This window comes from Paraburkholderia kururiensis, from assembly GCF_034424375.1.
GTDB lineage: Bacteria > Pseudomonadota > Gammaproteobacteria > Burkholderiales > Burkholderiaceae > Paraburkholderia > Paraburkholderia kururiensis_A.
On record NZ_CP139965.1, the window covers coordinates 702,060 to 727,552 of the forward strand.

The window sequence follows — 25,493 nt, forward strand, 5'->3', positions numbered from 1 at the left end:
CTGTAGCTGAATCGCGGCGCCGCACCTCTGCGGCGCCGCGCCCTCTTTCGCATCGTCCCTCATGCTCCCATTCTGCAATCAGCCTCACGCCGCGTCGTATTACGCGGCCACCGTCAACGACACCACGCGCTACCCGTCACTCGAAGGGTCTATCGATGCCGACGTTTGCGTGATCGGCGCCGGCCTCACGGGCGTGTCGGCCGCACTCAATCTCGCCGAACGCGGCTATTCCGTGGCCGTGCTGGAAGCGTCGAAAGTCGGATGGGCCGCGAGCGGGCGCAACGGCGGGCAAATGATCGGCGGCTTCGCCTGCGATATCGACACGTTCGCGCAGTACATGAACGAAGGCGAAGTGCGGCAGATCTGGGACATGGGGCTCGAAACGCTCGCCATCGTGAAAGAGCGCGTCGCGAAGCACAACATCGACTGTGCGCTGATGCCGGGTTACCTCACGGCCGCCAACAAGCCGCGCGATGTGCTCGCCTTGCAGCATTGGCGCGACGAAGCAGCCCGGCGCTTCGGCTACGAGGGCTTCCGTTACGTCGAAGCCAGCGAGATGGGTACCTATGTGCAGTCTTCGCGTTACCTCGGCGGCCTGTTCGATCCCGACAGCGGCCACCTGCACCCGCTCAATTACACGCTGGGCCTTGCGCGCGCGGCCGCGCAAAACGGTGTGCGCCTCTTCGAAGACAGTTGCGTGACGCGCCTCGTCAACGCGAACGGCGGGCATGTGGTGGAGACCGCGCGCGGTTCGGTTCGCGCGAAGTTCGTCGTGCTCGCGTGCAACACCTACCTCGGTGCGCTTGCGCCCGACGTGGCACGCAAGATCATGCCCGTCGGCACCTACGTCATCGCAACAGAGCCGCTCGGCGACGCCCGCGCCCAGGCACTGATGCCCGCGCAGGCTGCCGTATGCGACAGCCGTTTCGTGCTCGACTACTTCCGCCCCGCGCCGGACACGCGGCTGCTGTGGGGCGGCAAGGTCAGCTACTCGACGCTTGCGCCGCGCAACCTGGGCGAAGCCATGCGCCGCGATATGCTCAAGACTTTTCCGCAACTGGCCAACGTGAAGATCGATTACGCGTGGGGCGGCTTCGTGGATATCACGATGAACCGCGCGCCGCACTTCGGGCGCATCGCGCCCACCGTCTATTTCGCGCAGGGCTTTTCCGGCCACGGCGTCAACACGACAGGGCTTGCCGGCAAGCTGATTGCGGAAGCTATCCACGGACAGGCGAGCCGTTTCGACCTGTTCGGCAAGATTCGTCATCGCGACTTTCCGGGCGGCAGCGCGCTGCGCACGCCGGCCCTCGTGCTCGCGATGGCGTGGTATCGAATGAAGGATTGGCTCGGATGACCTCAAGCCTTGACGCGCGCGCCGATGCGCTCGCGCGAAACTCCTGGTACGAAGCCAGCGTGCCGCGCGGTGCCGACGACCCCATGCTGGAAGGCACCGTCGATGCCGACGTGTGCGTGATCGGCGCCGGCTACGCCGGGCTTTCCGTCGCACTCGAATGCCGCGAACGCGGCCTCACGGTGGCCGTGGTGGACGCGCATCACGCGGGCTGGGGCGCATCGGGCCGCAACGGCGGCCAAATGCTGACCGGCTTCGCGAAAGACGAAGTGATGGAGCAGCAGTTGGGCGCAGACGGCATGCGTGCGGCGTGGGCCATGTCGGTGGAAGGCGTGGCGCTCGTGCGCGAGCGCATTGAACGCTATGGCATCGAATGCGAGTTCACGCCGGGCTACGTCACCGTCGCAACGAAGTCGAAGCGCGTGCCGGACCTGCGCCACTGGATGGAGGCGGCCACCACGCGCTGGGGCTACAGCGGATTGCAGTGGCTCGACAGCAACGAGGTGCAGCGGTACGTTTCGTCGCCGCGCTACCTGGCCGGCGTCTACGATTCGTTCTCCGGGCATCTGCATCCGCTCAAGTATTGCCTGGGCCTCGCCGCGGCAGCGAGACGCGAGGGCGCGCTGCTGTTCGCTCATTCACCCGTGCTGGAAGTGGTGCGCGGCGCGAAGCCCGTGGTGCGCACCGCAACGGGCGAAGTGCGCTGCCGCTTCGTGGTGGCCTGCTGCAACGCGGCGCCGGGCGGTGTGCTGCCGTCGTCCATCGCCGCGCGCATTGCGCCGATAGCGTCGTACATCGTCGCCACGGAACCCCTCGGCAAGGCACGCGCCGATGCATTGATCCCCAGCCGCGCGGCGATTTGCGACAACAACTTCTTTCTGGATTACTTCCGGCTCTCGGCAGATCATCGCCTGCTGTTCGGCGGCCGCGCGAGTTCCGTTGCCGCGTCGCCCACGCAACTGGCCGAGGCTATTCGCAAGCGCATGGTGAGCGTGTTCCCATCACTGGAGGACACAAAAGTGCAGCACACGTGGGGCGGTTTCGTCGACGTCACACGTAACCGTGCACCGGACTTCGGCGCCATCGACGCGAATTACTTCTACGTGCAGGGCTTTTCAGGGCACGGCGTGGCGCTCACGGGCATAGCGGGGCGCGTCGTCACGCAGGCTATCGTCGGGCAACGCGCCGCGTTCGACCTGTTCGCGCAGATCAAACACGCGCGCTTTCCAGGCGGGCCAGCGTGGCGACAGCCGGCGCTCGAACTCGGCATGCTGTATTACCGGGTGAGGGAGTGGTTGTAGCGCTACGGCCGTGCTGCTCCTCACGCAGCAGCACGGCAACACAACTGCCCTGCGTGCAGCAACCCGACAACGGTTCCTTGACCGCTTCAACGCTTCGCCAGCACACCACTGGCACGCCACGCCTTGCGCAAGGGCGCAAAACGCACGGCATGGCATAGCCAGTGCTAGAAGAGCGGACCTGCAGGTACATCGCCTGCCCTACCTGTTCACCTGACCGGTCCGCCTATGAACCAGCTCACTCAACCTGCGCCTTTTCCCGCCACGTCTGCAGTCGACTACGAATCACTCGCCGCGCGCTTTCGCCCCATCTTCAAGCGAATTGCCGAAGGCGCCCTTCAGCGCGAACGCACGCGCGCGCTGCCGTACGAGCAGATCGGCTGGCTGAAGGCCGCCGGCTTCGGCGCCGTGCGCGTGCCGCTCGAATACGGCGGCGGCGGCGCTTCGCTGCCTCAACTTGCGCGCTTGCTGATCGAACTCGCCGAAGCGGACTCCGCGTTGCCGCAGGCGCTACGCGGCCATTTCGCATTTGTGGAAGACCGGCTGAACGCCGCGCCTGGCGCGAGCCGCGACGCATGGCTCGAACGCTTCGTGGCGGGCGACCTCGTGGGCAACGCATGGACCGAAGTGGGCGACGTGAAGATCGGCGACGTCATCACGCGCGTTTCGCGAGACGGCGACCGCTGGGTGGTGAACGGTCGCAAGTACTACAGCACAGGCAGCATCTTCGCGGACTGGATCGACGTCTATGCACGCCGCGACGACGGCCTCGACGTGATCGCCGCGGTGAGCACGCATCAGCCCGGCGTGGGGCACCGCGACGACTGGGACGGCTTCGGTCAACGCACCACAGGCAGCGGCACGTCGACCTTCGAAAACGCCGTGGTGGAAGAAGCGCACATCATCGACTTTGCCACGCGCTTCAAGTACCAGACAGCCTTCTATCAGCTCGTGCTGATTGCGGTAATCGCGGGCACGGGGCGCGCAATCGTGCGCGACGTGGCGGAGGAAGTGCGCAACCGCAAGCGCGTCTATAGCCACGGCAATGCCGCCGCCGTGCGCGACGACGCGCAGGTGCAGCAGGTGGTGGGCGAGATAGCCGCGCGTGTCTACGCGGCCGAGGCCACCGCCTGGCGCGCAGCGGAAGCCGTGCAGCGCGCCTACGACACGCACTTCGGCGAAGATCGCGAGGCCGAGCACGACGCCAACGTTCACGCAGAACTGGAAACGGCGAAAGCGCAGGTCGCCGTGGCGCAACTGGTCTTGCCCGCAGCCACGGACCTCTTCAACGCACTCGGCGCCTCAGGCACGAGCGAGCAGAAGCTGCTGGATCGACACTGGCGCAACGCGCGAACGGCCGCGTCGCACAATCCGCTCATCTACAAGGAGCGAATCATCGGCAACTGGGAAATCAACGGCACCGAGCCGCCTTACGTCTGGCAGATCGGCGCAGGCAAGCCCGCACAGGAGCAACGCGCCGCCGGTTGAATGCGACGCGCACGCGGCACATGTTGCCGCGTGCTATCTCAACGCGTCGATCTGACCCGCGCGAATGAGCCGCGCACGCAGCACGTTGCGGCTGATGCCGAGCAACCGTGCTGCCTGCACCTGATTCCGACGGCTGTAGTCGAACGCCACGCGCATGACCATGTTCTCGATACGCTCGAACAGTCCGCCGTTTTCGTCTTTGTCTTCGCCTTCGCGGAACAGCGCACGAAGCACCGCTTCCAGCGCATGCTCCGCACTCGTCACCGGCTCGGGTTCGCGTTCGGGCTCGATGCTGCGTACGCATGGCACGTCGAGCGACGGCAGGTGCAAATCCGCTTCACTCAGGCTGTCGCGCCGGCAAACGAGCAGCGCGTGATGAACCACGTTTTCGAGTTCGCGAATATTGCCGGGCCAACCGTACGCACTGAGCTTGCGTTGCGCGGCTTCGTCCAGTTCGCGTGCGCCGTACCCGAGCCGCTCGCGATAGGTGCGCATGAAGTGCTGCGCGAGCGGAAGAATGTCGCCGGGCCGTTCGCGCAATGCGGGCACCGCAAGCTGCACGACATTGAGACGGTAATAAAGGTCTTCGCGAAAACGGCCGGCTGCCACCGCATCTCGCAAATGCACGTTGGTGGCGGCCACCACGCGCACGTCGACAGGAATGCTCGTGCGCGAACCCAGCCGCACGATCTCGCGCTCCTGCAGCACGCGCAGCAGTTTCACCTGCATGGGCAAGGGCAAATCGCCGATCTCGTCGAGAAACAGCGTGCCGCCCTGCGCCGCCTCGAACCACCCGGGCTTCGCGGAAAGCGCGCCCGTGAACGCGCCCCTTTCATGTCCAAACAGTTCGCTTTCCACGAGCGACTCGGAAAACGCACCGCAATTCACGGCGACAAACGGCGCATCGCGCCGATGGCTCAGATGATGAACGTGACGCGCCACGAGTTCCTTACCCGTACCTGTCTCGCCGACGATCAGCACGCTGGCGTCACTGGGTGCGATCAACTGGATACGCTCCAGCAACGCGAGCGAGCGCGGATCGGCAAACACCTGTGCGGTGGCACGCAGCGAAGCGGAGGTCGGGCTCGCATGCAGCGAGCGCCTCTCGGGCATCGCGATGACCGACGGTGACGTGTGAGGCGCAGCTTCGTGCCGGCGATGTGCGAGGTAGTGGACGGACGGATTCATGGCCTGGGTCTGTCGTCTATCGGAGGAGCATGGGCCGCTGCGTCGCTTCTATTGCGCGCGCATGCCGGGCAGATCATTCTGAACAAATCGCGGCGCCGGCAAGCGATTTTGTTTCCATAACCAAAGTCGGATTGCTGCTATGGCAGCACGACTCGTCTTTTTGCGCCGAGGTACGACGTCCTTACGCCGCCGCAAGCATCGCGTCATGTCGCAGCAGCAGCGCTGCTCATGACGCAGCAGTCGCGCAGCGGCGCTGCTTGCCTGCGTTCATCACCCAGGCGCATAACCAATTCGCGGCACACGATATAGGCAGCGCGATGCGCTCCAGGCCTTGCCGGAGCGACACGGCGCGCCGCTCGCACGTGCCGCAAATCTTTCGTGCCGGCGTTGGCATGCTCCTCGCATAGTGATCCTGACGAACCATCACCGTCTTGCGATGAGAGGACACAGCCGTATGAGCAGGAAACTGAAAATCGTCGGGGTATCGGGCAGTGTGCGTCGGCCGTCGCGCACGCATGTGCTGGTGGAACATCTGGTGACTAAGATTGCAACGGGTCGGGATGCAGACACGCATCTTGTCGAGCTTGCCGAAATCGCACCTCGCCTCGTCGCAACACTCGCGCGCGAGGAATTGCCGGCCGACGTACGGGCTCATATCGACGCCATCGAGTCGGCGGATCTGCTCGTCGTGGGGAGTCCCGTTTATCGCGCCTCGTTTACCGGGCTCTTCAAGCATCTGTTCGACCTCGTGCATCACGAAGCGTTGATCGACGTGCCTGTGCTGCTCGCCGCAACAGGCGGCAGCGAACGGCATGCACTCGTGATCGACCATCAGTTGCGTCCGCTCTTCAGCTTCTTCCAGGCGCGCACCTTGCCCGTCGGCGTCTATGCGTCGGAACGCGATTTCGAGGGCTACGCCGTTGCCGGCGATGCTCTGCGCGAACGTCTCGCGCTCGCCGTTTCGCGGGCATTGCCCTCTATACAGCAACGGTCGCCGCTGAGCCACGCGGGTTCCTTCCCTACGCATTCATCCGCGCAAGCCGTCACGGCCGCCGCGTGAATTCCCCTCTTCTTTCTCTCACGAGGATTTTCCGATGACTGAAACCGTTTCCCGCGACGACGCCGTCAAATTCGCCTACTGGGTGCCCAACGTAAGCGGCGGGCTCGTTGTGAGCACCATCCCGCAACGCACGGACTGGAGCCTCGAATACAACCAGAAGCTTGCACGCGTGGCAGAAGACGCCGGCTTCGAATATGCGCTGAGCCAGATTCGCTTCACGGCAGGCTACGGCGCCGAATACCAGCACGAATCCGTGTCGTTCAGTCAGGCGCTCTTGCAGGCCACGACAAAGCTCAAGGTGCTCGCCGCCATCCTCCCAGGACCGTGGCATCCGGCCGTGGTGGCCAAGCAGATTGCCACCATCGACCACATCTCGAATGGCCGCATTGCGATCAACGTGGTGAGCGGCTGGTTCAAGGGCGAGTTCACGGCGATCGGCGAACCGTGGCTCGAACACGACGAGCGCTATCGGCGCTCCAACGAATTCATTCGTGCCTTGAAGGGCATCTGGACACAAGACCGCTTCACGTTCAAGGGCGACTTCTATCGCTTCAACGAATACACGCTGAGCCCGAAGCCCGTTCAAAAGCCGCATCCCGAGATCTTTCAGGGCGGCAGTTCGCGTGCCGCGCGCGATAACGCAGCGAGCGTCTCGGACTGGTACTTCACGAACGGCAACACAGTCGAAAACCTGAAAGCGCAAATCGACGACATTCAAAGCAAGGCCGAGAAGAACGGACACAAGGTGCGCATTGGCGTGAACGCCTTCGTCATTGCACGCGATACCGAGGAAGAAGCGAAGGCCGTGCTGGACGACATCATCCGGCACGCGCACGTGGAAGCGGTGCATGCATTCGGCGATGCCGTGAAAGAGGCGGGCCAGGCGTCGCCCGAAGGCGAAGGGAACTGGGCCAAGTCGACCTTCGAAGATCTCGTGCAGTACAACGACGGCTTCCGCACGAATCTGATCGGCACGCCGCAGCAGATTGCCGAGCGTATCGTCGAGCTGAAGTCCGTGGGCGTCGACCTCGTGCTTGCCGGCTTCCTGCATTTCATCGAGGAAGTGGAGTACTTCGGCAAAAAGGTGCTGCCGCTCGTGCGTGAACTCGAGGCGGCACGCGAGGCGAAGGCGGCATGAACGCGGCGGCAACGCATACCGCGGACGCCTCGCTGCTTGCGCTCGAACGCGTTTCGCTGTCGTTCGATGGTGTGCGTGCCATCGTCGATCTGAGCTTCGACGTGTCGGCCGGCGCCATCTGCTCGCTGATCGGTCCGAACGGCGCAGGAAAGAGTTCGCTGCTGAACGTGATCAACGGCGTGTACGCGCCGCAGCACGGCTCCATACGCTTCGCAGGACGAAGCTACGCGCGGATGAACGCCTATCACGCGGCGCATGCGGGCATTGCGCGAACGTTCCAGAACATCGCGCTGTTTCGGCGGATGAGCGTGCTCGACAACGTGCTGACCGGGCGCAGCCTGCACCGGCACAGCACGTGGTTCGAGCAGACCTTCGGCGTGGGGCGCGCGCGGCGCGACGAAGCAGCGCAACGCGAACGCGCGGATAGCGTGCTCGATGCACTCGATCTCGCGCGTTACCGCAGCACGCCCGTCGGCACGCTGCCTTACGGATTGCAGAAGCGCGTGGAGCTGGCGCGCGCACTCGCCGCCGAACCACGGCTCCTGTTGCTCGACGAGCCGATGGCCGGCATGAACGCCGCTGAGAAGGCCGAGATGGCCGGCTTCATCGCGGATGCGAACGCGCGCCTCGGCGTAACGGTCGTGCTGATCGAGCACGACATCGGCGTGGTGATGGACATTTCCAGCCACGTGGTGGTGCTCGATTACGGCAAGAAGATCGCAGACGGCACACCCGACGAGGTGCGCGCAGACCCCGCGGTACTGGCCGCCTATCTCGGCACACGCCGCTGAACAATGGACTGAATCCATGGATTTCTTTTTCGAAGTGCTGGTGGGCGGCCTGCTTGCCGGCGTCATGTATTCGCTCGTGGCGATCGGCTTCGTGCTGATCTACAAGGCCTCGGGCGTCTTCAACTACGCGCAGGGCGCGCTGGTGCTCTTCGGCGCGCTGACGTTCGTGAGCCTCGTCGAGCGGCACGTGGCCCCGTGGCTCGCGTTCACGATCACACTCGCCGCGCTCGTTGCGATTGCGCTTGCCGTTGGGCGCTTCGTATTGCGGCCGCTCGTGAATCGACCGCCCATCGTGCTGTTCATGGCGACGCTCGGCTTGAGCTTCATTCTCGAAGGCGCGGCACAACTGTTCTGGGGCGCGCAGGTGCATGGGCTCGACATCGGCATCGACGACAAGCCGCTCGCGTTCGCGGGCGTGATGGTGAGCCAGTTCGATCTCTTTGCAGCCGCGACCGCAGGCGTGCTGGTCGCAGCGCTCGCGCTGCTCGCGCGATACACCCGCTTTGGGTTGTCGCTGCGCGCCGTGGCCGACGACCCGCTCGCGGCACTCGCTGTCGGCGTGAAGTTGCCGCGCGTGTGGGCCGTCGTCTGGGCGCTTGCGGGCTTTGCGAGCCTCGTGGCCGGGCTGTTGTGGGGCGCACGCCTGGGCGTGCAGTTCTCGCTCTCGCTCGTCGTGCTCAAGGCGTTGCCCGTGCTGATCATCGGCGGCTTTTCGTCGGTTGTCGGGGCGATCGTAGGCGGCCTGATCGTGGGCGGAGCCGAGAAGCTGGCCGAGGTCTATGTCGGCGCGCTGGTGGGCGGCGGCATCGAAAACTGGTTTCCTTATGTTCTCGCGATGCTGTGCCTGCTGGTGCGTCCTGTGGGACTCTTCGGCGAGCCGGCCGTTGAACGCGTGTGAGGCAAGCCATGTCTACCCGTCTTGCTCCCGCGCCTTCCGCCGCAACCCACCTGCGAAGCCAGCCCGTATGGACGCTTTTCGCAAGCCTCGCGACCGTGATCGTTCTATTCGGTCTGGTGCCCGCCTTCGCCAGCGAGTATTGGTTGACCGCCGTGCTCACGCCGTTTCTCGTGCTTTCCGCGGCGGCGCTCGGGCTCAATCTGGTCACGGGCTATGCGGGCCAACTCTCGCTCGGCTCCGCCGCATTCATGGCCGTGGGCGCCTACGCCACGTATAACCTGATCGTGCGCGTGCCAGGCCTGCCGTTGCCCCTCGCACTGCTGGGCGGCGGGCTCGTCACAGCCGCCGTGGGCACGCTGTTCGGCTTGTCTGCATTGCGCATCAAAGGCTTCTATCTGATCGTCTCGACGCTCGCCGCGCAATTCTTCGTTGAGTGGCTGTTCACGAAGGTCAGCTGGTTTTCCAACGACGATACGTCGGGCGTGCTCGCCGCCCCAAGACTCGCTATCGGCGGCTGGCGAATCGACACACCTGTGTCGCGCTATCTCTTCGTGCTGGGCACCGTGTCGCTGCTCTTCGCGTTCGGCGCACGGCTGGTACGCAGCGAACTGGGCCGGCGCTGGATGGCCGTGCGCGACATGGACACTGCCGCGAGCGTGATCGGCATTCCCGTCGCGGCGTCGCGCCTCTACGCCTTTGCGTTGAGTTCGTTTGTGATTGGCATTGCGGGCGCGCTGTGGGCATTCGTGTATCTGGGCACGGTGGAGCCGCACGGTTTCGATCTGAACCTGTCGTTTCAGGTGCTGTTCATCGTGATCATCGGCGGCATGGGGAGCGTGGGCGGCAACCTGCTGGGAGCCGCCTTCATCGTGCTGCTGCCCATCCTGCTCTCCAACGCCGCGAGCGCACTCGCCCATGTGGGCATAGAAGCCGGCCAATTGCAGAACCTGCAGAAGATCGTGCTGGGCACGTTGATCATCGTCTTCCTCGTGCGGGAACCCGAAGGGCTCGCGCGCCTCGTTCAGACCATCTTGCAGCGGCTTCGCCGGCGCTACTTCGCTTGAGCGGATCTCGCGATCGTACCCGTATTCATTTTCTTACGCACTTCCATTTCGATAAGGATCCCATAACAATGACCCAACCGACGCATCGACCCAGGCATTCGGCCCGCGCCAGGCTCTTTTCCGCGCTCGCCGCCGCCACGCTGGGAATGGCCCTTACGTTCAGCAACGCACCCTATGCGCAAGCCACCGGCGAACAGTACTTCCCGCTGCAAAGCTATCGCGTAGGACCGTATGCGGCAGGCGGCAGCGGCTTCTTCGGCGGCTTCATCGACTATTTGCAGCTCGTGAATGCACGCGACGGCGGCGTGAACGGCGTCAAGCTGACGTGGAGCGAGTGCGAAACCGAATACGTAGTGGAAAAGGGCGTGGAATGCTATGAGCGACTCAAGCATGGCCTGAACGGCGCGCCGGCCGCGGCCACCAACCCGCTTTCGGTGGGCATTGCGTACGCCACGCTGGACCGCTCGACGGCGGACCGTCTGCCGCTCATCACGATCAACCACGGTCGTACGGATTCCACCGACGGCGCCGTGTTCCCGTACGTCTTCCCGCTTCAGCTGAATCCGTACAGCGAGGTGTCGGCCATCATCAACTACATCGGCCAGCAGTCGGGCGGGCTGGGCGCATTGCAGGGCAAGAAGATCGTGGTGCTGTATCACGGCTCGCCCTATGGCCGCGAGACGATTCCGGTACTCGAGATTCTCGCGAAGAAATACGGCTTCTCGCTCACGCAAATCGAGGTGCCGCACCCCGGCAACGAGCAGGGCTCGCAATGGCTCACGATTCACCGCATCAACCCCGACTGGGTGATTCTGCGCGGCTGGGGCGTGATGAATCCCGTTGCGCTCAAGTCCGCGCAGAAGGTGGGGTACCCGGCCAACCACATCATCGGCAACATCTGGAGCAATTCCGAAGAAGACGTGCGGCCCGCCGGCGACGCGGCGAAGGGCTTTCTCTCCATCACCACGCACCCGTCGGGCACCGACTACCCCGTGCTCCAGTCCATCGACCAATACGTGATCAAGCGCGGCAACGGCAACCTCAAAGACCCAGCGCGGTTCGGCACCGTGTACTACAACCTCGGCGTGGTCAACGGCATCCTCAACGTCGAGGCGCTGCGTGTGGCACAGGCGCGCTTCGGCAACAAGCCGCTCACCGGCGAGCAGGTGCGTTGGGGGTTCGAGCATCTGAATCTCGATGACGCGCGACTCAAGCAGCTTGGCGCGTACGGGCTCGTGCAGCCGCTCAAGCTCTCGTGCGCGGACCACGAAGGCGGCGGCGCTGTGCGCTTTCAGCAGTGGGACGGCACGAAGTGGAACGTGGTGAGCGGCTGGGTGCAGGCGGACCGCGCGTTGCTGCGACCCATCATCGAAAAGTCCGCGAATGCCTACGCCAAGGAAAAAGGCATCACGCCGCGCGATTGCAGCAAGGACGTAGGTGCATGAGCGATACGCCCATCCTCGAGGTCGACGCCATTCGCGTGGCCTACGGCGGGCTCGCGCCCGTCGTGAACGGCGTGTCGTTGACCGTGCCGACAGGCGGATTCGTTGCGCTGCTGGGCGGCAATGGTGCAGGCAAGACCACGACGCTGAAGGCTATTTCGAATCTGATTCGTGCGGAGCGCGGCGCACTGGAAGCGGGGCGCATCGTCTATTGCGGCGCACCGATCGCGAATATCGACCCGTGGTCGCTCGCAGAACGCGGCCTGGTGCAGGTGCTGGAAGGGCGGCGCTGCTTCGCGCATCTCACCGTGGAAGAGAATCTGCGCATTGGCGCGTTCGTGCGCAAGCCGGACCGCCGCACGCTCGATTCCGAACTGGAACGCGTGTACGCCATTTTTCCGCGACTGAAGGAGCGACGCCATGCGCTGGCGGGGCACACGTCGGGCGGCGAACAGCAAATGGTGGCGCTGGGTCGCGCGCTAGTGGCGCGGCCATCGCTGATCCTGCTGGACGAGCCCTCGATGGGCCTTGCGCCACACGTCGTAGACGAGATATTCGACGTGGTGGCCGCGCTGAATCGGGACGACCACGTAAGCGTGCTTCTCGCAGAACAGAACGCAGCGGTCGCGCTACGGCACGCGCAATACGGGTACGTGCTGGAGAGCGGACACGTCGTGGCGCAAGGAGCCGCTGCTCAGCTGGCACGGTCGGACGCGCTTCGCGATGCGTATCTGGGTGGGGCCAAACGAGCGAGAGCGGACGCAGGTGTGGGGCTTCAGTGACGACTCGCGCAATCTCGTTTCCATGTATTCGAGATCTTCTTTCGATCAGGCCTCGTGTTCATGATCGCGCATCACGCTGCGCGCACGTGTGCCGTGTCATCCCGAAAAGAGGTGCCATGCGAAAATGAGTCCCGCTGCGTGAAGGGGGCCGACGAGTTTTGCTCGACAACCGAAGTGCCTGAAAAATGCACTCGTAGGGTCATTCGCGCGGCGCGTCTTCAACGATAAGCCGGATGACCGATCATGATGAACCTGATGCATTGGCGGCTGCTGTTGGCTGTGGCGGACGCCGGCTCGATCTCGAAGGCCGCTGCGCAGATCGGCGTGACGCAATCCGGCGCAAGCCAGGCCATCAGTCAACTGGAAGACATGCTGGGCGTGAAGGTGCTTCAGCGAGACCGGCGCAGCACCACCGTAACGGCGATCGGCGAGCAGGTGATCGAGCGGGCGCGACGCATGATCGCCGAATGGGAGTCCATCAAGTCGCTCGTCGATGCGTCACGCGGACTGCACGGCGGGCGAATCAGACTCGCCACTTTTCCTTCGATCTTTGCGAGCCTGTTGCCGAGCTTCCTGCAATCGTTTGGACAGCTGTATCCGGGCATTCAGGTCATTTCGCTCGAGGGCACCGACGAGGAAATCGAAGCCTGGCTTGCAGACGGGTCCATTGATGTCGGCATCGTTCTGGATGCCGGTCCCGAGCGTGATGCGCTGGTGCTTGGGCGCGATGCGTGGGTCGTGGCGGCACCGACTGGCCATCCGCTGGGGCGCCGGTCGAGCAGCATCGCGGTGTCGCTCGAAGAACTGGTGGACCAACCGTACGTGCTCGCCACAGGCGGGTGTCGTCGAAACAGCAAATGGCTGCTGGAAAGCGCGGGATTCGCGTTGTCCGATGTTCGCATCTGCGTGCGCGACTGGTCGACGGCGTTCAAGCTGATTCGCGAAGGCGTGGGTGTGTCGCTCGTTCCCGAATCGACGTTGCCCGATAAGCGAGAGGGGTTGCGTGTACTGAATCTGCGTACGCCGATGTACCGCGAGTTCGGCCTTGCGTGCTCCGAAGCCGGCCGCAACGCGCCCGCGATCCAGGCGTTGTTCGATCAGTTGCAACGAACCGCCGTGGCAGGCCGCCGGCCCGCGCGCGACATCTCGACGATGTCATAAGACGAGCTGATGCTGGCTCGCTCGAATTCTAATTTTGTGGAGCACAGGACAAGGCCATAGGATCGCTTGACCGGGACAGTCCGCCACGCGGCGACGCAAGCCGCCGACCATCGCGCCCTGCACCTCGATACGACCCACGATCCATTGCTATGAAACTCTATTTCGCTCCCAACGCGTGTTCGCTGTCGCCGCATATCGTCCTTCGCGAACTCGGTCTGCCGTTCGATCTTATTCGAGTCAACAGCAAAACGAAGCGCACATCCGAGGGTGGGGACTTCCTCGCGGTGAACCCGAAGGGCTACGTTGCTGCGCTCGTGCTCGACAACGGGGAAGTGCTCACCGAAGGCCCCGCGATACTTCAGTATCTGGCCGACCTGAAGCCTCAGTCGGGACTCGCGCCGCCGAGCGGAAGCTGGGAGCGCGTGCGGCTGCACGAGACGCTCAACTTCATCACCTCGGAAATTCATGCCGGCTGTAGTCCGCTGTTCAGTGCCGAAATTCCGGATGCGGTGAAAGGGCTTTTCAGGCAGAAGCTATGCAAACGCCTCGATACGGTCGGCGCCACGCTCTCACGGCAAGACTATCTGCTGGGCAGCTTTGGTGTGGCGGATGCTTATCTGTACACGGTGCTGTTGTGGCTGCCGCGATTCTCGATCGACATCGACGGCTGGCCGGCGCTCGCGCGCTTCATGGAACGCGTCGGCGCGCGAGAAGCGGTCAAGGCGGCAGTCGCCGCGGAAGAAGCGGCGCCCGACGCGTAGCGGTACCTATAGCAGCCGCAGCTTCCGGGCGATGAGAAGAGTGCTCATCGCACGCGGCTTGAGGTGTGGCGTAAGTGAGCGCTCACCGGGGCGCCATTAGCCTACCAAGCGGACGTTGCCCAACCCGTCACCCCATAGCCGCCCACTCGTCCCCTCCGCCCCTCACTGACCGTTAGTTGCGCGCATGTGCTCGGCAACCGCTTTGTAGTCGTAAGTGGGATAGAACTCGGTGCGATAGCCGCCCCACGCCGTGTTTTCGATGGCGCGATTCACCTCGCGCAAGCGGCTGGCGGGCACGCGCAGCGTGACGACCTGGCCCACGCCCATCATGACGTACCACGACACCACCTCGATGCCGGGCGGCGGAAACGTCTTGTAGAACCCCTGCTCGCGCAGTTGCTCGTTGATCTTCGGGAGTGGCTTCGACTCGTCGTGCCGCAGGAAGATGGTGAGCAGGAAGGTGTCGCCGGCGGGCTGCGCTGCGGACGCCGAATTGGCGGTAGACGCCGTTGCCGGCGACGGTGCCGTGGACGCCGAATCGGCACTCCACGCCGTGGACGGCGCAATCACCATGGACGCCGTCAAGGCGGCGGACAGCGTGGAAAGCAGGCTGCAACGGACAAGCGTTCGCAACATGAAAGCCTCCGGAAAGACAGGCGACGGCCGCCGCCTGGACCGTTGAAGCGTAGCAAACGCACTTCCCGAAGGTGAACGAAGCGGGCAAACGGAGACGTGTTGCGACGCATGGATCGGTGCCGCGGCAAATGACAAACCGCAAACAGCAAACCGCGCGAATCTATACGCCGTGCAAGCGGCAGCCTCAATTGATGAGGCAGCTTTCCCAGCTCGCCCTCGCCCGCCAAAAGTTTATGCGCATCAACTTTTGACGTTCGGCATCATGCCACCGCGATCCACCGTCCCGCGCGCCGCCTGTATTGCCTGGTACCACCCCACCACACGGCAATCGCCACCGCCGAGCGCGCGCAGGCGACCCACAGCGACTCGCGCATCCCGTCGATGAAGCGCGGCTCGATGGCCAGCAACGTCCCGAACAGTGCAACGCCCAGCGCCGCGCCTGCCTGCCGTGCCGATCGACGTATCGAGATTCACGACGACATAGCTGATGCTCGTCGCAGCCAGTACGCGGCGTTGCGAAATGCGAAGGGCCCGCGCGTGGTCAGGAGGCTTTCCATCGTATGAACGGCCCGGACAGGAACATGTGCCCAGTGTGGCGTCGCACCAAGCTCCAACGCTTCGACGCGCATCGAAGCGTGCATGCACGGCGACGGCCTATCATGACCTCGCTGGCAACGGAGAGCACCACGAAACGGCAACGGACAGAGCCACGGAGACCCCCATGGAAGTGCAACCGAACATCGCGTCCACCGCGTTCCTGATCGCGGACCCCGCGCGCTCCAGGATGCTGCTCGCGCTCGTCGACGGTCGCGCGCTGCCCGCCGGCGAGCTGGCCTACGCTGCGGGCGTCACGGCACAGACGGCCAGCACGCACCTGGCGCGGTTGCTCGACGGCGGGCTGGTGGCGGTGGAAACGGAGGGGCGGCATCGCTATTACCGACTCAGCGGACCGCATGTGGCGCTCGTGCTGGAAAACCTCGCGTCCATCGTGCCGCAGACGCGCGATGTCCCACGCAAGCCGCTCAGCCCGCAGGCACAGCGGCTGCGCTTTGCGCGCTGCTGCTACGACCATCTGGCCGGGCAAGTGGGCGTGGCGGTGACGCAGGCGCTCGTGAGCCGCGGCGCGCTGGTCGAAACCGACGACAAGCGGTTCGAGATCACGTCGCACGGACACCAATGGTTCGCCGGCATCGGGCTCGACGTCGCCGCCATCAAGCCGACGCGGCGCGGTCTCGCGCGGCAATGCCTCGACTGGACCGAGCGGCAGCATCACCTCGCAGGCCCGCTCGGCGTGCAGTTCATGACGGTGATGTGCGGTCATGGCTGGCTGCGGCGCGAGAAGTCATCGCGTGCGGTGCAGGTCACGCCGTCGGGCTGGGACGCGCTGAAAGCGCATCTCGGCATCGAAGGCCGCCTGGGCACGCTTTCGTGCGAGCCGTGATTCAGCGCGGCTTCTTCGCTTCCGAGGGCGCGCCGGCGTCGGCGCCCAGCTCCGTTCCCATTTCGGCCGCGCGCGCGAGCAGCACTTCCTGGTCGCGCCGGTTTCGCGTCATCGCGGCGGCACGCTCGAAAGCCGCGCGCGCTTCGCCGCGTCGTCCGAGTTTTGCGAGCAGGTCGCCCTGGGCGGCGGGCAGCCACGGGTAGCTCGCAAGCGCGGGATTGTCCGCGAGCTGTTCGACGATTTCGAGCCCCGCCGCGGGGCCGAATGCCATGCTCACGGCCACCGCGCGATTGAGCTCCACCACGGGCGATGGCGCGACCTGCGCGAGCGCGTCGTAGAGGGCGACGATCTGCGGCCAGTCCGTTTCTTCCACCGTGCGAGCGCGTGCGTGGCAGGCCGCAAGTGCAGCCTGCAACGCATAAGGCCCGAGCGCGCCGCCTAGCGTCTCTGCACGCTCCAGCGCGGCCAGACCGCGGCGGATCAGGAGCGTGTCCCAGCGGCTGCGGTCCTGATCGGCGAGCAATACGGGCCGGCCTTGCGCATCGACGCGCGCGTGAAGGCGTGACGCCTGGATCTCCATCAACGCGACAAGGCCGTGCACTTCGCTCGCCTCCGGCATGAGTTGCGCGAGGACGCGCCCGAGCCGCAGCGCCTCTTCGCACAGCGCGGGCCGCATCCAGTCGTCGCCGGCCGTGGCCGAGTAGCCCTCGTTGAAGACGAGGTAGATCACTTCGAGCACCGACTCCAGACGCAGCGCACGCGCCTCTGCGCGCGGCACCTCGAACGGCACTTTCGCCGCGGAAAGCGTGCGCTTCGCGCGCACGATGCGCTGCGCGATGGTGGGCTCGGCCACGAGAAACGCGCGGGCGATCTCGTCGGTGGTCAGCCCGCCCAGCAGCCGCAACGTGAGCGCGACGCGTGCATCCGTGGAGAGCACCGGATGACACGCGGTGAACACGAGCCGCAACAGGTCGTCGCCGATGTCGTCTTCGCGCGCGGCATCGAGTGCATCGACGAAATCCGGCACCACGTGCGCTTCGAGCGCATCGAGGTCCGCGCCCAGTTCCTCATGCTTGCGTGCGTGCAGCGCGGCAAGCCGCAGCCGGTCGAGCGCGCGGTTCTTCGCGGTGGTCATGAGCCACGCTCCGGGGTTGTCCGGCACACCGGTTTCGGGCCAGCGCTCCAGCGCGGCGACGAGGGCGTCCTGCGCAATCTCTTCCGCGAGCCCCACGTCGCGCACCACACGCGCCACGTGGGCAATCACCTTCGCGGACTCGATGCGCCATACGGCTTCAATCGCCCGATGCGTCGCGCTGGTCGCCGTACCCGTCACGCTGCACCTGTGCCCGCGCTGCTCTGCGCGTTGCTCTTGCCGGCATCGGCGGCAGTGGGCGGATCGCCCACCATGTGCACAAGTTCCCAGAGATGCCCGTCGACGTCCTCGAAGCTGCGCCCGTACATGAAGCCGTAGTCTTGGGGCGCGCGCTCGGAGCGACCGCCCGCGGCCAGCGCCTTCTCCACGAGCGAATCCACTTCGGCACGGCTTTCGCACGACAGACAGACGAGCACTTCGGTGCTCGCTCGCGGATCGGCTACGGGCCGGCTCGTGAACGTCGCCATGAATTCGGTGTACAGCAGCATCACGAAGATGTTCTCGCCGACGATCATGCTGGCCGCCTGGTCGTTCGTGAATTTCGGTTCGAACGTGAAGCCCAGGTGGCTGAAGAAGTCCATCGCGCGCCTGAGGTCGCGAACGCCCAGGTTGACGAAGATCTGCTTGTGCATGGTTCTCTCCTCGTTCAGCGCGTCGTGGTTCGGGTGGTGTCGAGTTCGCGAAAACGCCGGATCGCCTCGCTCTGTTCGAGGTCTTCAAGCTCGTAGAGCGGGCGCACTTCGATCTCGCCATCGGCCGCTTCGCCGAACGGCGCCGGGAAGCGCCGCGCCCACTCCATCGCCTCTTCGCGCGAACGCACCTGGATCAGCGTGTAGCCGGCGATCAGTTCCTTCGTCTCCGTGAACGGGCCGTCGATCACGCTGCGCTTGCCCGCCGAATAACGGACGCGCCAGCCCTTCGACGTGGGTTGCAGGCCTGACGCGTCGAGCAGCACGCCCGCCTTCGCCAGTTCCTCGTGATAAGTCGCCATTGCGGCGAACACGGAGTCGTCGGCGGGCATCTCGCCCGCCTCGCTCTGTGCCGTCGCCTTCACCATGATCATGAATCGCATCGCGTTCTCCTTTTGGGCCGGTCGATTGAATGAAGGCCGGCGCTTGCCGGCACGCTTTCATTCACACGACGCACGGCGCGCGGGCGAATCGACACGAAACGCGGCGACGATGCGTGTCACCAGGGTAAATACCTGGTCAGGTAAAGCAGGGACCAAGCTCGCGCACTTCCACGGTGGCCCATTGCGCCGCGGGGCACTGCTGCGCGATGGCAACCGCTTCGTCGCGGCCCGCGCACTCGATAAGAAAGAAGCCGCCGATCATTTCCTTCGCTTCGGCAAACGGACCGTCCACGAGACGCGGACGGCCCTCGCGCACCTGCACACGCACGGCGTCGCGATCCGAACGCAACGATTGCGTCATGACGAGTTGACCACGCTCTTTCAGGTCCGCGGCAAAGTCGAGCATGCGCTGATAGAGCGCTTCGCCCTCGGGCATCGTGCGGTCGTCGCGCTGCCCGCGCGGTTCGGCGATGAGTAGCATGTAGGACGCCATGAAAGCTCCAGTGGAACGACACAAGGGTCAATGGGAACGGCGGAGAACTTCGATGGACAACGACGGACGCAACAGAACGGTGCGTGCTGAGCATACCGCAACTCACGCGGCGCGATGCGTCACTCAAACCGGCGGGCGATAGCCGGCCCGCCTGCAGCGGCGGGCCGGCTGTTATAGGCTTGATGCTTCTCTCGCGGCGCGATCGCGTTGGCCGCACCCTCTGCTTTCATCAAGGAGAAACCGCAATGGACTATGTCAGGCTCGGTTCCACCGGACTCGAAGTGTCGCGGCTGTGTCTCGGCTGCATGACGTACGGTGTGCCCGAACGCGGCAATCACAGCTGGACGCTCGACGAAGACCGCAGCCGTCCGCTCATTCGCGAGGCCGTCGAAGCCGGCATCAACTTTTTCGACACGGCCAATACGTATTCGGACGGCACCTCGGAAGAGATCGTGGGCCGTGCACTGCGCGACTTCACGAAGCGCGACGACATCGTGGTCGCAACGAAGGTCTATAACCGCATGCGCCCAGGCCCCAACGGCGCGGGGCTTTCGCGCAAGGCCATCTTCAACGAGATCGACAACAGCCTGCGCCGACTCGGCACGGACTACGTCGATCTCTATCAGATCCACCGCTGGGACTATCACACGCCTATCGAAGAGACGCTCGAAGCGCTGCACGACGTCGTGAAAGCGGGCAAGGCGCGCTACATCGGCGCGTCGTCCATGCATGCGTGGCAGTTCAGCAAGGCGCTCTACACCTCGCGGCTCAACGGATGGACGTCGTTCGTGAGCATGCAGGACCACCTCAACCTGCTGTATCGCGAGGAAGAGCGCGAGATGCTGCCGCTGTGCGCGGACCAGAAGATTGCCGTGCTGCCGTGGAGTCCGCTTGCGCGCGGTCGCCTCACGCGCGACTGGAACGAGACCACGGAGCGTCAGAACTCCGACGACGTAGGGCACCGGCTCTACGACGCCACCGTTAATGCGGACCGCGCAGTCGTGGAAGCCGTGGCGCAGATCGCGAATGCGCGCGGCGTGTCGCGCGCGCAAGTGGCGCTTGCGTGGGTCGCGCAGAAACATCCCGTCACGGCGCCGATTGTGGGCGCCTCGAAGCCGCATCATCTGACCGATGCGATCGCGGCGCTCTCGCTCGCACTCACCAAGGACGAAATCGCGCAACTCGAAGCGCCTTACGTGCCGCATCACGTGGCGGGGTACGTTTAACCGCGCGGCACGCAGGCTCATTCGTGCCGTATAGCCGCTGCGTCAAATCGTCTGTCGTTTGCGATGGATCAGAAATTGCCGCGGCGAGCGGCGTAACGTCGAGGCAGGTCACCTTTATCGCCAGGGAGCGAACCGATGCCTGCCTCCACGTTTTTTATTCCGTCCGTCAACATGATCGGCGCCGGCTGTCTGGAAGAAGCCGCGAAGTCGATGAAAGAGTATGGCCTGCACAAGGCCTTGATCGTCACCGACAAGGTGCTCAACGAAATCGGCGTGGTCGCCGGCGTGCAGAAGCTGCTCGAAGCGCAGCACATTGAGAGCTGCGTCTACGACGGCACGCGTCCGAACCCGAACACACGCAACGTGGCCGACGGCCTCGCGCTCTTGCGCGAACACGGCTGCGACTGCGTGATCTCGCTGGGCGGCGGCTCGCCGCACGACTGCGCCAAGGGCATTGCGCTCGTGGCCGCCAACGGCGGCGAGATCAAAGACTACGAAGGCGTGGACCGCTCCGCGCGTCCGCAACTGCCCATGGTCGCCATCAACACCACAGCCGGCACGGCTTCTGACATGACGCGCTTTTGCATCATCACCGACGAAGTCCGCCACATCAAAATGGCGATCGTCGACAAGCACGTCACGCCGGTGCTCTCGGTCAACGATCCTCAGTTGATGACGGGCATGCCGAAGAGCCTGACCGCAGCCACCGGCATGGACGCGCTCACGCACGCCGTGGAGGCCTACGTTTCCACGGCGGCGAACCCGATTACGGATGCCTGCGCATTGAAGGCCATCACGATGATTTCCGCGTCGCTGCGCGCGGCCGTAGCGGACGGCAACAATCTGGCCGTGCGCGAGAACATGGCCTATGCGCAGTTCCTGGCGGGCATGGCGTTCAACAATGCGTCGCTGGGTTACGTGCATGCCATGGCTCACCAACTGGGCGGCTTCTATGACTTGCCGCACGGCGTGTGCAACGCGGTGCTGCTGCCGCACGTGCAGGCGTTCAACGCGCGTGTGGCCGCGGAGCGGCTGCGCGACGTGGCCGCGGCAATGGGCGTCAACGTGGTGGGGCTCTCGAATTACGAAGGCTCGCAGGCGTGCATTCAGGCCATCAGCAAGCTGGCACGCGACGTCGGCATTCCCGCAGGGCTGCGCGATCTGAAGGTGAAGGAAGAAGACTTCGACACGCTCGCAACCAACGCGTTGAAAGACGCATGCGGCCTCACGAATCCGTTGAAGGCGAGCCACGAAGATATCGTGGGCATCTTCAAGGCCGCGATGTAAGCCGCTGCGATATAAGCCATTTTGAAAGCAGGCCGCCAAGCGGCCTGTCACAACACACGAAGGGCGGATTCTCCGCCCTTCGTGCTTTTTGCCCGGCGCGCCTGGCGCTTCGTTCCTGCCACGTTTGAACCTGCACTGCTAGACTTGTATGGGCTTTCAGCAAGGAGCAGCCATGCAAGTCACCGTCCTCGGGGCAGGCATTACCGGCCTCACCAGCGCCTGGGCACTCACGAAAGCCGGCCACAGCGTCACGCTCGTGGAACAGGGCTCCATTCCCAACCGGCTCGGCGCATCAGGCGATCAACACCGTATGATCCGTCGCGCGTACGGTAGCGTCGACGGCTACGCGCGCAACATCAACGAAGCATTCGATGCGTGGGATGCGCTCTGGAACGACCTGGGCGTCTCGCACTATGCAAGGCGCGGCGTGCTGGGCATTTCACAGCACACAGGCGACGACGCCGAATTGTTCCGCACCGGGCTGGACCGCGTCGGCTTTCGCTATGAAGCGCTGAGCGCGAACGAGGCCGCAAGTCTTTATCCGTTCCTCGACGCCTCCACGTTTCGCCACGCATGGCTCGACCACGAAGGCGGCGCGCTGCTGTGCGAAGGCATTGCGCGCGATCTCGCCGCGTGGCTTACGCAGCGCGGCGTGGAGATTCGCACGCAGACGCGTGCGCTTTCCGTCGACCCGGCCCACGCGTCCGTTCAGCTCGAAGACGGCAGCACACTGAAAGCGGATCGCCTCGTTGTGGCTGCCGGCGGATGGGTGACGCGACTCTTCCCGTCGCTTGCGCGCACGTTGACGACGTGGCGCAACGTCGTGGTCTACGTACAGCCCCCTGCCGATCTCGAGCACGCATGGCGCGAGGCCCCGGCCATCGTCGACATTGGCGGTAGCTCGGGCGGCTACGTGCTGCCGCCGGTGGGCACGCTCGGGCTCAAGTTCGGCGCGAGTTCGCGCAAGACCGCCCACGCCGATGCCGATACGAATCGCGAGCCGTTACCCGATGAAGGCCAGGCGGTGCGCAGCCTGTTTTCCCCGCCGCTTGCACGCATCGACGAGTACGCGATCACGAACGTGCGCACCTGCGTCTACACGTTCACCGCGGACACGCGCTTCTTCGCGGAACAGATCGGCCGCGCGCTCGTGGTGTCCGCGTGCTCCGGCCACGCGTACAAGTTCGGCGCGGCCATCGGCAAGCGCGTGGCCCGCGCAGTAGGCAGCGGCGACACCGCTTCGCTGCTGCGCTGGCTTCGCGCCGAATAGCGCGTCGATACCCCACGAGGTTCGGCTTGCGGCGCCGCGCTCACATCAGGCCGCGAATCACGCGCGCGAGTCTCGCAACGAGCGCGTCTGCGTGTTGCGGCACGATCTCCGCATAGCCGAGCAAGAAGCCGTTGTACCGGGCGGCGTCTTCCGCGCGAAGGCAATAGATGCTGAGCGGCGACACATGCAGGCCCTGCTCGCGTGCGGCGTCGCTCACGGCAACGTCGTTCACGGGCACATCGAGTCGCACGCTCAGGTGCATGCCGCCCGCATCCGCAGACACGGTCACAAGCCCCGCCATATGCCGGCCGATGGCCTCGACCAGCGCCGCGCGCCGTTGCTGATAGACGCGCCGCATGCGCCGCAAATGCCTTGCGTACCGGCCGCTTTCGATGAAGTCCGCCAGCGCGAGCTGATCCGCTACGCGCCCCTGGCGCGCGAGCGAGCCGAGCGCGACAGCCGTGTCCGCGGCGAGCCACGGCGGCACCACCATGAACGCAATGCGCAGCGCGGGAAACATGGTCTTGCTGAACGTGCCCAGATAAACCACGGGCGCATCGGCAACCAGACCTTGGATGGACGGTAACGGCGGGCCGCTGTGGCGTAGTTCGCTGTCGTAGTCGTCCTCGATGATCCAGGCGCCGTTCGCGCGCGCGTGCTCGATCAACGCGCTGCGCCGCTCCAGACTCAACACGCTGCCCAACGGATATTGATGCGACGGCGTCAGATAGACGAGGCGCGGCGGCGTGCGCTGCCAGTCGGCGGGCGTGCTGACCATGCCGGCGGCGTCCACGTGCATCGGCACAAGGTCGAGGCCCGCCGCCAGAAACGCGACGCGCGCGCCGTTGTAGCCGGGGTTTTCGATCCACACGCTGTCGCCCACGTCGGCCAGCATGCGGGCGCAGAGGTCGAGACTCGCCTGCGTGCCGTCGGTCACGAAAACCTGTTCCGCCGTACAGCGCACACCGCGCGAAACGCGCACGTACTGCGCAATGGCACGGCGCAGCGCGGGATGGCCGGCGCTGTCGCCGTAGCCGAGATCGCGTGCGTCCGTATAACGCCATGCGCGCTCCAGCGCGATGCGCCATTGCGCAAGCGGAAATTCGTCGAGCGCGGGTACGCCGGGCCGAAAGCCGTGGCCCGCGCTACTGGCGCTGCGCCTGGGCGGCAGGGCCAGCGCGCGTCGCGACAAGCCGGCACCGTTCGCGTCGCTACGGCCGGCGGCCGGCACAGGGTTCGCCGCACCCACACGATTGACCCACGAGCCATGACGGCTCGCCGTTATGAAACCCTCTTCGTTGAGCCGCTCGTACGCGTACAGCACCGAATTGCGCGCGATACCGAGCTGCTCCGCGAGTGCGCGCGTGGAAACGAGCTGCGTACCGCGCCCGATGTCGCCATCCAGAATCGCCTTGCGCAGGCTTTCGTACAGCAGATCCTGCTGCGTGAGCTTGCGGCCCGCCTGCCGCGCGAAGTTCGACATCAACAAAGCGTAGTCCACGTGTGTGGCTCCAGATTTTTTCGTCCATGTGGGACTAACAATGGTGCCACGATTTTTTTAAGCTAGGTCAGGTCGGTCGCGCGTTTCTTCTTTTTCGCCGCGACGCGTTCAACCTGGCGAGGCACGGTACATGACAACTCATCGCGAGACATTCGCCCGAAGCGTTGGGCAGACACGGAAGCCCGGTGGCTTGCACGGCCACGAGGAGAAAACGCGCGCGCATGGCGTCGTGGTGCTGACGGCGGGCGCCGCTATCGCCGCGACGGCAGCGATGAGCTACTACGCTGTGAAGCCAGTCGAAACGGCGCAAACGAACTTCGCGGCCTGCGTGCACGCCGTCGAGCATGAGCAACGGTCCGCGGACCCAGTCGTTCGAGAGAAACAAAAGGCCGCAGTCGACGCCGGCAGCGAACACAGGCTCGCCGCGCTCGTGCAATGCACGGCCGCGCAATGACGCAAGCAGGGCACAAGAAGACACGTCTTCGCGCCCATTCACAACAGACCATTCCAGGAGAGATGACCTTGACTGAAGCCCTTACCGTCCGCCCCGTCGCCCCGCAAGACTTCGAAGCGTGGTTGCCGCTCTGGGACGGCTACAACCGCTTCTACGGTCGCCATGGCAAGACCGCGCTTTCCAGTGAAATTACGCGCGCCACGTGGCTGCGCTTCTTCGATGGCTACGAGCCCATGCACGCATTCGTCGCGGAGCGCGACGGCCGCCTGCTTGGCCTCGTCCATTACCTCTTTCACCGCAGCACGACGATGCTCGGTCCCGTCTGCTATTTGCAGGACCTGTTCACGCTGGAAAGCGAGCGCGGCAAGGGCGTGGGTCGCGCGCTGATTCTCGCGGTGTACGAAGCCGCCAAGGCAGGCGGGTCGGCGCGCGTGTACTGGCACACGCACGAGACGAACCACACGGCAATGCGCCTTTACGACGGCGTCGCTGAAAAGCCCGGCTTCGTCATGTACCGCAAAGACCTGTAGCGCGA

The 25,493-nt window shown here is 64.8% G+C and carries 25 protein-coding genes; 18 read left to right on the forward strand and 7 right to left on the reverse strand.

Annotated elements, in window-relative coordinates; genetic code table 11:
• Positions 1 to 61 precede the first annotated feature (61 nt).
• The 3 genes from U0042_RS03215 (at position 62) to U0042_RS03225 (ending at position 4,140) form a co-directional block, all read left to right on the forward strand.
• Positions 62 to 1,357 carry an NAD(P)/FAD-dependent oxidoreductase gene (locus U0042_RS03215; RefSeq protein WP_114809834.1) on the forward strand — a complete coding sequence of 432 codons (1,296 nt, stop codon included), beginning with the start codon at positions 62 to 64 and terminating at the stop codon, positions 1,355 to 1,357.
• Positions 1,354 to 2,655: an NAD(P)/FAD-dependent oxidoreductase gene (locus U0042_RS03220; protein WP_114809835.1), complete on the forward strand. Its 1,302-nt coding sequence runs from the start codon at positions 1,354 to 1,356 to the stop codon at positions 2,653 to 2,655. The genes U0042_RS03215 and U0042_RS03220 overlap by 4 nt, the downstream gene beginning before the upstream one ends.
• Positions 2,656 to 2,880: 225 nt before the next feature.
• The gene (locus U0042_RS03225) at positions 2,881 to 4,140 is read left to right on the forward strand and encodes an acyl-CoA dehydrogenase family protein (protein ID WP_114809836.1); all 1,260 of its coding nucleotides are present in this window, start codon (positions 2,881 to 2,883) and stop codon (positions 4,138 to 4,140) included.
• A 33-nt stretch (positions 4,141 to 4,173) separates the two neighbouring features.
• Here the strand turns inward: U0042_RS03225 and U0042_RS03230 are convergent, their stop codons facing one another.
• Entirely contained in the window at positions 4,174 to 5,253 is a 1,080-nt protein-coding gene (locus U0042_RS03230) for a sigma-54 interaction domain-containing protein (protein ID WP_114809837.1), read from the reverse strand.
• 529 nt (positions 5,254 to 5,782) lie between these two features.
• Between U0042_RS03230 and msuE the strand changes: the two genes are divergently transcribed.
• From msuE to gstA, 9 genes are all read left to right on the forward strand, one after another.
• Positions 5,783 to 6,388, forward strand: a complete 606-nt coding sequence (msuE, locus tag U0042_RS03235) for an FMN reductase (RefSeq protein WP_114809838.1) — start codon at positions 5,783 to 5,785, stop codon at positions 6,386 to 6,388.
• 34 nt (positions 6,389 to 6,422) lie between these two features.
• Positions 6,423 to 7,526, forward strand: a complete 1,104-nt coding sequence (gene sfnG, locus U0042_RS03240; RefSeq protein WP_114809839.1) for a dimethylsulfone monooxygenase SfnG — start codon at positions 6,423 to 6,425, stop codon at positions 7,524 to 7,526.
• Positions 7,523 to 8,317, forward strand: coding sequence for an ABC transporter ATP-binding protein (locus U0042_RS03245; protein ID WP_114809840.1), 795 nt, complete (start codon positions 7,523 to 7,525; stop codon positions 8,315 to 8,317). The genes sfnG and U0042_RS03245 overlap by 4 nt, the downstream gene beginning before the upstream one ends.
• A 16-nt stretch (positions 8,318 to 8,333) precedes the next feature.
• Positions 8,334 to 9,215 (forward strand): branched-chain amino acid ABC transporter permease, encoded by an 882-nt coding sequence (locus tag U0042_RS03250; RefSeq protein WP_114809841.1) that lies wholly within the window; start codon positions 8,334 to 8,336, stop codon positions 9,213 to 9,215.
• An 8-nt stretch (positions 9,216 to 9,223) separates the two neighbouring features.
• Positions 9,224 to 10,279: a branched-chain amino acid ABC transporter permease gene (locus U0042_RS03255; RefSeq protein ID WP_232833272.1), complete on the forward strand. Its 1,056-nt coding sequence runs from the start codon at positions 9,224 to 9,226 to the stop codon at positions 10,277 to 10,279.
• 68 nt (positions 10,280 to 10,347) lie between these two features.
• Positions 10,348 to 11,724, forward strand: a complete 1,377-nt coding sequence (locus tag U0042_RS03260; RefSeq protein WP_198665240.1) for an ABC transporter substrate-binding protein — start codon at positions 10,348 to 10,350, stop codon at positions 11,722 to 11,724.
• On the forward strand, positions 11,721 to 12,503 hold the full coding sequence (locus tag U0042_RS03265) for an ABC transporter ATP-binding protein (RefSeq protein WP_114809843.1): 783 nt from the start codon (positions 11,721 to 11,723) through the stop codon (positions 12,501 to 12,503). Before U0042_RS03260 ends, U0042_RS03265 begins: the two co-directional genes overlap by 4 nt.
• Before the next feature lie 243 nt (positions 12,504 to 12,746).
• Complete coding sequence (locus U0042_RS03270) at positions 12,747 to 13,664, forward strand: LysR family transcriptional regulator (protein WP_114809844.1); 918 nt, start codon at positions 12,747 to 12,749, stop codon at positions 13,662 to 13,664.
• Between the two features lie 149 nt (positions 13,665 to 13,813).
• Complete coding sequence (gene gstA / locus U0042_RS03275) at positions 13,814 to 14,425, forward strand: glutathione transferase GstA (protein WP_114809845.1); 612 nt, start codon at positions 13,814 to 13,816, stop codon at positions 14,423 to 14,425.
• 162 nt (positions 14,426 to 14,587) lie between these two features.
• On the opposite strand, the gene U0042_RS03280 is transcribed toward gstA, so the two are convergent.
• On the reverse strand, positions 14,588 to 15,061 hold the full coding sequence (locus U0042_RS03280; RefSeq protein WP_114809846.1) for a hypothetical protein: 474 nt from the start codon (positions 15,059 to 15,061) through the stop codon (positions 14,588 to 14,590).
• 721 nt (positions 15,062 to 15,782) lie between these two features.
• Here U0042_RS03280 and U0042_RS03285 point away from each other — a divergent pair.
• Positions 15,783 to 16,502: an ArsR/SmtB family transcription factor gene (locus U0042_RS03285; RefSeq protein ID WP_114809847.1), complete on the forward strand. Its 720-nt coding sequence runs from the start codon at positions 15,783 to 15,785 to the stop codon at positions 16,500 to 16,502.
• A gap of 1 nt (position 16,503) precedes the next feature.
• Here the strand turns inward: U0042_RS03285 and U0042_RS03290 are convergent, their stop codons facing one another.
• From U0042_RS03290 to U0042_RS03305, 4 genes are all read right to left on the reverse strand, one after another.
• Positions 16,504 to 17,835 (reverse strand): RNA polymerase sigma factor, encoded by a 1,332-nt coding sequence (locus tag U0042_RS03290; RefSeq protein ID WP_114809848.1) that lies wholly within the window; start codon positions 17,833 to 17,835, stop codon positions 16,504 to 16,506.
• Complete coding sequence (locus U0042_RS03295) at positions 17,832 to 18,287, reverse strand: VOC family protein (RefSeq protein WP_114809849.1); 456 nt, start codon at positions 18,285 to 18,287, stop codon at positions 17,832 to 17,834. The genes U0042_RS03290 and U0042_RS03295 overlap by 4 nt, the downstream gene beginning before the upstream one ends.
• 14 nt (positions 18,288 to 18,301) lie before the next feature.
• Positions 18,302 to 18,727: a YciI family protein gene (locus U0042_RS03300; RefSeq protein ID WP_114809850.1), complete on the reverse strand. Its 426-nt coding sequence runs from the start codon at positions 18,725 to 18,727 to the stop codon at positions 18,302 to 18,304.
• Positions 18,728 to 18,863: 136 nt separating this feature from the next.
• Positions 18,864 to 19,220 carry a YciI family protein gene (locus U0042_RS03305; protein WP_114809851.1) on the reverse strand — a complete coding sequence of 119 codons (357 nt, stop codon included), beginning with the start codon at positions 19,218 to 19,220 and terminating at the stop codon, positions 18,864 to 18,866.
• Between the two features lie 245 nt (positions 19,221 to 19,465).
• Between U0042_RS03305 and U0042_RS03310 the strand changes: the two genes are divergently transcribed.
• From U0042_RS03310 to U0042_RS03320, 3 genes are all read left to right on the forward strand, one after another.
• Complete coding sequence (locus U0042_RS03310; RefSeq protein WP_114809852.1) at positions 19,466 to 20,446, forward strand: aldo/keto reductase; 981 nt, start codon at positions 19,466 to 19,468, stop codon at positions 20,444 to 20,446.
• Between the two features lie 135 nt (positions 20,447 to 20,581).
• The gene (gene yiaY / locus U0042_RS03315; protein WP_114809853.1) at positions 20,582 to 21,733 is read left to right on the forward strand and encodes an L-threonine dehydrogenase; all 1,152 of its coding nucleotides are present in this window, start codon (positions 20,582 to 20,584) and stop codon (positions 21,731 to 21,733) included.
• Between the two features lie 172 nt (positions 21,734 to 21,905).
• Entirely contained in the window at positions 21,906 to 23,003 is a 1,098-nt protein-coding gene (locus U0042_RS03320) for an NAD(P)/FAD-dependent oxidoreductase (protein ID WP_114809854.1), read from the forward strand.
• A 40-nt stretch (positions 23,004 to 23,043) separates the two neighbouring features.
• Here U0042_RS03320 and U0042_RS03325 read toward each other — a convergent pair whose 3' ends face one another.
• The gene (locus U0042_RS03325; RefSeq protein WP_232833273.1) at positions 23,044 to 24,504 is read right to left on the reverse strand and encodes a PLP-dependent aminotransferase family protein; all 1,461 of its coding nucleotides are present in this window, start codon (positions 24,502 to 24,504) and stop codon (positions 23,044 to 23,046) included.
• Between the two features lie 190 nt (positions 24,505 to 24,694).
• Here U0042_RS03325 and U0042_RS03330 point away from each other — a divergent pair, with 190 nt between their 5' ends.
• Entirely contained in the window at positions 24,695 to 24,958 is a 264-nt protein-coding gene (locus U0042_RS03330; protein ID WP_114809856.1) for a hypothetical protein, read from the forward strand.
• 62 nt (positions 24,959 to 25,020) lie between these two features.
• A complete protein-coding gene (locus U0042_RS03335; protein ID WP_114809857.1) occupies positions 25,021 to 25,488 on the forward strand; it encodes a GNAT family N-acetyltransferase in 468 nt (155 codons plus the stop codon).
• Positions 25,489 to 25,493: the final 5 nt, after the last annotated feature.

What these genes read in the sequence shown, in the direction of transcription:
- U0042_RS03250 (WP_114809841.1), top strand. Translation starts at nt 8,334, where the DNA reads ATGGATTTCTTTTTCGAAGTGCTGGTGGGCGGCCTGCTTGCCGGCGTC.
- U0042_RS03255 (WP_232833272.1), top strand. Translation starts at nt 9,224, where the DNA reads ATGTCTACCCGTCTTGCTCCCGCGCCTTCCGCCGCAACCCACCTGCGA.
- U0042_RS03280 (WP_114809846.1), bottom strand. Translation starts at nt 15,061, where the DNA reads ATGTTGCGAACGCTTGTCCGTTGCAGCCTGCTTTCCACGCTGTCCGCC.
- U0042_RS03295 (WP_114809849.1), bottom strand. Translation starts at nt 18,287, where the DNA reads ATGCACAAGCAGATCTTCGTCAACCTGGGCGTTCGCGACCTCAGGCGC.
- U0042_RS03270 (WP_114809844.1), top strand. Translation starts at nt 12,747, where the DNA reads ATGATGAACCTGATGCATTGGCGGCTGCTGTTGGCTGTGGCGGACGCC.
- yiaY (WP_114809853.1), top strand. Translation starts at nt 20,582, where the DNA reads ATGCCTGCCTCCACGTTTTTTATTCCGTCCGTCAACATGATCGGCGCC.
- U0042_RS03245 (WP_114809840.1), top strand. Translation starts at nt 7,523, where the DNA reads ATGAACGCGGCGGCAACGCATACCGCGGACGCCTCGCTGCTTGCGCTC.
- U0042_RS03260 (WP_198665240.1), top strand. Translation starts at nt 10,348, where the DNA reads ATGACCCAACCGACGCATCGACCCAGGCATTCGGCCCGCGCCAGGCTC.
- U0042_RS03320 (WP_114809854.1), top strand. Translation starts at nt 21,906, where the DNA reads ATGCAAGTCACCGTCCTCGGGGCAGGCATTACCGGCCTCACCAGCGCC.
- U0042_RS03220 (WP_114809835.1), top strand. Translation starts at nt 1,354, where the DNA reads ATGACCTCAAGCCTTGACGCGCGCGCCGATGCGCTCGCGCGAAACTCC.
- U0042_RS03310 (WP_114809852.1), top strand. Translation starts at nt 19,466, where the DNA reads ATGGACTATGTCAGGCTCGGTTCCACCGGACTCGAAGTGTCGCGGCTG.
- U0042_RS03285 (WP_114809847.1), top strand. Translation starts at nt 15,783, where the DNA reads ATGGAAGTGCAACCGAACATCGCGTCCACCGCGTTCCTGATCGCGGAC.
- U0042_RS03300 (WP_114809850.1), bottom strand. Translation starts at nt 18,727, where the DNA reads ATGCGATTCATGATCATGGTGAAGGCGACGGCACAGAGCGAGGCGGGC.
- U0042_RS03265 (WP_114809843.1), top strand. Translation starts at nt 11,721, where the DNA reads ATGAGCGATACGCCCATCCTCGAGGTCGACGCCATTCGCGTGGCCTAC.
- gstA (WP_114809845.1), top strand. Translation starts at nt 13,814, where the DNA reads ATGAAACTCTATTTCGCTCCCAACGCGTGTTCGCTGTCGCCGCATATC.
- U0042_RS03305 (WP_114809851.1), bottom strand. Translation starts at nt 19,220, where the DNA reads ATGGCGTCCTACATGCTACTCATCGCCGAACCGCGCGGGCAGCGCGAC.
- sfnG (WP_114809839.1), top strand. Translation starts at nt 6,423, where the DNA reads ATGACTGAAACCGTTTCCCGCGACGACGCCGTCAAATTCGCCTACTGG.
- U0042_RS03225 (WP_114809836.1), top strand. Translation starts at nt 2,881, where the DNA reads ATGAACCAGCTCACTCAACCTGCGCCTTTTCCCGCCACGTCTGCAGTC.
- U0042_RS03215 (WP_114809834.1), top strand. Translation starts at nt 62, where the DNA reads ATGCTCCCATTCTGCAATCAGCCTCACGCCGCGTCGTATTACGCGGCC.
- U0042_RS03335 (WP_114809857.1), top strand. Translation starts at nt 25,021, where the DNA reads ATGACCTTGACTGAAGCCCTTACCGTCCGCCCCGTCGCCCCGCAAGAC.
- U0042_RS03230 (WP_114809837.1), bottom strand. Translation starts at nt 5,253, where the DNA reads ATGCCCGAGAGGCGCTCGCTGCATGCGAGCCCGACCTCCGCTTCGCTG.
- msuE (WP_114809838.1), top strand. Translation starts at nt 5,783, where the DNA reads ATGAGCAGGAAACTGAAAATCGTCGGGGTATCGGGCAGTGTGCGTCGG.